The sequence below is a fragment of the Shinella sp. M31 genome (genome assembly GCF_049199205.1).
Lineage (GTDB): Bacteria > Pseudomonadota > Alphaproteobacteria > Rhizobiales > Rhizobiaceae > Shinella.
In genome coordinates this window covers 1-4,366 of the sequence record NZ_JBLZPH010000025.1, presented here as the reverse complement: position 1 = coordinate 4,366, position 4,366 = coordinate 1, and the positions used below count along the sequence as shown (strand labels likewise).

The window sequence follows — 4,366 nt, the reverse complement described above, 5'->3', positions numbered from 1 at the left end:
CCGCCTCGTTTTGATGCTTCGGCGTCTTTATCAGACGTCGTTGTAAGCTGCGATGACCGCTTCGACCTGCGAGCTGCTGAGAGCGGCGATCTGCGCGCTGGTGAAGGCCTGGGCCTGTTCCGAGGTCAGACCGGCGATGTCGTCCGTGGAGAGACCCGGCAGGGCCTTCACGTTGATCGCTGCGATCTCGTCGCTCGTGAAGGTCGCGATCTCGTCCGAGTCCATCGCGTCGAGGGCGGCGGAGGAGAGAGCGGCGATCTGCGTCGAGGTCAGCGCTTCGATCTGGTCGGACGTCAGCGTTGCCACCTGATCGGTGCTGAGAGCAGCGATCTGGGTCGAGGTCAGGGCGACGATCTGGTCGCTGTCGAAGGATGCCAGAGCATCTGTCGAGAGGGACTTGATCTGGGTAGCCGTCAGGGCGGCGACCTGGCCGCTCGTCAGACCATCGACCTGGGTCGAGGAGAGAACCGCAACCTGCGCCGTCGTCAGCGAGGCGATCTGACCGGTGCTCAGCGCACCGACCTGATCGGTCGAGAGGAAGGACACGATGTCGGTCGACAGGCCGGCCAGAACCTTGGTGCTGATGGCTGCGACTTCATCCGTGGAGAACGTTGCGATCTCGTCGGATGCCATGGTGCCCAGGGCTGCGGCGCTGAGGGCTGCAATCTGCGTGCTGGTGAGCGCCGCAACCTGATCGGAGTTCAGGACCGCGACCTGGCCGGTGGTGAGCGAGGAGACCTGCTTGGACGTCAGGACCTCGATCTGGGTGCTTTCCAGCGATGCGACTGCGTCGGTGGAGAGGGCTGCGACCTGGGCGGCAGTCAGGGCGACGACCTGGTCGGTCTTCAGGCCATCGAGCTGGTCGGAGATCAGGCTTGCGACCTGAGCCGTGGTCAGAGCCGCGACCTGGGCGGTGCTGAGCGCAGCGATCTGGTCACTTCCGAAGTTGCCGAGAGCAGCCGTGGAGAGAGCGGCCAGCACCTTGGTGGAGATGGCGGCGATTTCATCCGTGGTGAACTTGGCGATCTCGTCGGATTCCATCACACCCAGCGCTGCTGCGCTGAGGGCTGCGATCTGGGCACTGCCGAGGGCTTCGACCTGATCCGACGTTAGGGTTTCGACCTGGTCGGTGGTGAGGGCTGCGACCTGCTTGGACGTCAGGGCGGCGATCTGGTCGCTGTCGAGCGATGCGATGGCATCGGTCGTGAGCTTTACGATCTGCGTGGCCGTCAGGGCAACGATGTTGGCGGAGGTCAGGCCATCGACCTGGTCCGAGGTCAGCGTTGCGATCTGTGCGGTGGTCAGAGCGGCGATCTGCTTGCTGCTGAGGGCGGCAATCTTGTCGCTGTCGAGGTTGGCGATCGTGTCGGTCGAAAGGGCGGCCAGAACCTTGGTGGAGATGGCGGCGATTTCGTCCGTCGTGAAGGTTGCGATCTCGTCCGAAGCCATCGTGTCCATGGCGGCGGCGGTGAGGGCGGCGATCTGGGTCGAGGTCAGGGCTGCGACCTGATCCGAGTTCAGGGTCTTGACCTGGTCGGTGGTCATGGCCGCGATCTGCTTGGCCGTGAGAACTGCGACCTGGGTGCTGTCGAGCGAGACGATGGCGTCGGTCGAAATCGCGGCGATCTGCTTGGCGGAAAGCGCGACGATGTTGGCCGTCGTCAAGCCATCGACCTGATCGGACGTCAACGTTGCGAGCTGCGCCGTCGTCAGGGCAGCGATCTGCTTGCTGCTGAGGGCGGCAATCTTGTCGCTGTCGAGCTTGGAGATCGTGTCGGTCGAAAGGGCAGCCAGCACCTTGGTGGAGATGGCGGCGACTTCATCGGTCGAGAAGGTTGCGATCTCGTCCGAGGTCATCGTGTCGAGGGCAACGGCGCCGAAGGCGGCGATCTGCGTCGACGTGAGGGCTCCAGCCTGGTCCGAAGTCAGCGCTTCGGCCTGGTCGGTGGTGAGGGCTGCGATCTGCTTGGCAGAGAGAGCCGCGACCTGGTCCGTCGAGAGCGTTGCGACCGCGTCCGTCGTCAGAACGGCGACCTGCTTGGCCGTGAGAGCCGTGATGTTGGCGCTGGACAGGCCCGCAAGCTGGTCGGAGGTCAGCTTCGACACCTGATCGGTGGTGAGAGCTGCGAGCTGCTTGGAGTTGAGAGCGCCGATCTTGTCGCTGTCGAGGTTGGCGATCGTGTCGGTCGAAAGGGCAGCCAGCACCTTGGTGGAGATGGCGGCGACTTCATCGGTCGTGAAGGTCGCGATCTCGTCCGATTCCATCAGGTTGAGGGAAGCGGCGCTGAGAGCGGCGATCTGGGTGGACGTGAGGGCAGAGACCTGATCCGAGTTCAGGATTTCGACCTGGTCGGTGGTGAGAGCTGCAACCTGCTTGGCCGAGAGAGCGGCGATCTGGTCGCTGTCGAGCGAGACGACGGCATCCGTCGACATCGCGGCGACCTGCTTGGTCGTCAGGGCGGCAACGCCAGCCGTCGTCAGGCCGTCGATCTGCGCGGAGGTCAGAACGGCAACCTGTGCGGTGGTGAGCGAAGCAACCTGCTTAGAGGACAGGGCGCCGATCTGGGCGCTGTCGAAGTTGGCGATCGCGTCGGTGGAAAGGGCGGCCAGAACCTTGGTGGTGATGGCGGCGACTTCATCGGTCGTGAAGGTTGCGATTTCGTCGGAAGCCATCGTGCCGAGGGCAGCGGCGCTCAGAGCGGCGATCTGCGTGCTCGAAAGGGCGGCAACCTGGTCGGAGTCGAGGATGGCGACCTGGTCGGTCGAGAGCGCTGCGACCTGCTTGGCGGAGAGGGCCGCGATCTGGTCGCTGTCGAGCGCCTTGACGGCGTCGGTGGAGAGAGCAGCAACCTGCTTGACGGTCAGAGCCGAAACCTGGCCGCTCGTCAGGCCTGCGACCTGATCGGAGGTCAGGACGCCGACCTGAGCAGACGTCAGCGAAGCGATCTGCTTGGAGGAAAGCGCGCCGAGCTGGTCGCTGTTGAAGTTGGCGATCGCGTCGGTGGAGATCTGCGCCAGAACCTTGGTGGAGATGGCGGCGACTTCATCCGAGGAGAAGGTCGCGATTTCGTCCGAGGCCATCACGCCCATGGCGGCGGCGCTGAGGGCGCCGATCTGCGTGGACGTCAGCGCATCGACCTGGTCGCTGTCGAGCTGTGCGACCTGCGACGTGCTGAGCGCGTTGATCTGGGTCGAGGTCAGGCCGACGATGTTGGTCGCGCTGAGAGCGTCCATCTGCGAGAGGGTGAGACCGGTGATCGCGGCGGCGGTGACGGCGCTGAGTTGCGTGGAAGACAGCGTGGCGATGTCGTCCGATTCGAACGCGGCGATCTGCGTCGAGCTCAGAGCCTTGATCTGCGTGCTCGTCAGAGCCGCGATGTCGGTTGTGGTGAGGTTCTGGATCGCGGTCGACGAAAGCGCCTTGATCTGGTTGATCGAAAGAGATGTAACGATTGAAGTCATGAACGCGCCCTTGATTGGTTGGCTGTCCACAAACGTCATGTCCCTGCGAGTCGACGTCGCAAAAGGGCCGGCATGGTCCTTCCACGGAAGACTCAGCATGTCCTGCGCTTGCTGCAGCGTTGGACGTCCGATAGGACCCGCTATTGGCGACGCAATTCGGGTGTCCCGGCGGACGATTCAATGTTTACTTGGAACATGACTCGAACGAGCCAGCGCATCGGAAGGGCATCATGCTTCCGGAGCCTAATCGCGGCTCCGATCCCTACGCCAGGGTCGTAAGAACCCAGATGGGTATTACTCTTACAACTAATGAAAGTTCTAAGCAGCAAGTTCTAAAAATACGTTAACGTGATACAACACATCCTTGCAATCGCCGAAACGTTTTGGATGGAAATGATACGCAAATTTGCCGGTTTGGTACGGCTTTGTGCCACTTCCGGGCATGGCTCGCAGAGCGCAAAATCGCCCCTAGGTTGAAAGCAAGGCCTTTGAGGCCAGAACTGTCCATCAAGTGGTAACCCTTTTTTCATGTTTCTTGCTAAAGCGTTAACGGCGTTAACCATTTGTTAACCATTGGCCGTTAACTCTTCATTAAGAACGATGGACTGGCGCCCAGGGCAAACGAGCGGCGCCGGATGCATGAGCACTCTCCTCGTTACCGGTCCCCCGCTTACTCCGGCATGTCCCCCGACACATATTCAGGGTAAGTCCTATGACCAGCATTCTGACCAACTCCGCCGCCATGGCGGCGCTGCAGACCCTCCGTTCCATCGACAACAGTCTCGAAACGACACAGGCACGCGTCTCCTCCGGCCTGCGCGTCGAAACCGCCGCCGACAACGCCGCCTATTGGTCGATCGCCACGACCATGCGCTCGGACAACCGCGCGATCTCCACCGTCGCC

1 protein-coding gene and 1 pseudogene are annotated in these 4,366 nt (G+C 62.4%); one reads left to right on the top strand and one right to left on the bottom strand.

Annotated elements, in window-relative coordinates; translation table 11 throughout:
• Window positions 1–30 precede the first annotated feature (30 nt).
• Window positions 31–3,462, bottom strand: a complete 3,432-nt coding sequence (locus tag ACOZKU_RS04420) for a beta strand repeat-containing protein (RefSeq protein ID WP_421577835.1) — start codon at window positions 3,460–3,462, stop codon at window positions 31–33.
• 712 nt (window positions 3,463–4,174) lie between these two features.
• Here ACOZKU_RS04420 and ACOZKU_RS04415 point away from each other — a divergent pair.
• Window positions 4,175–4,366: pseudogene (locus ACOZKU_RS04415) on the top strand (flagellin); the annotation flags it as partial.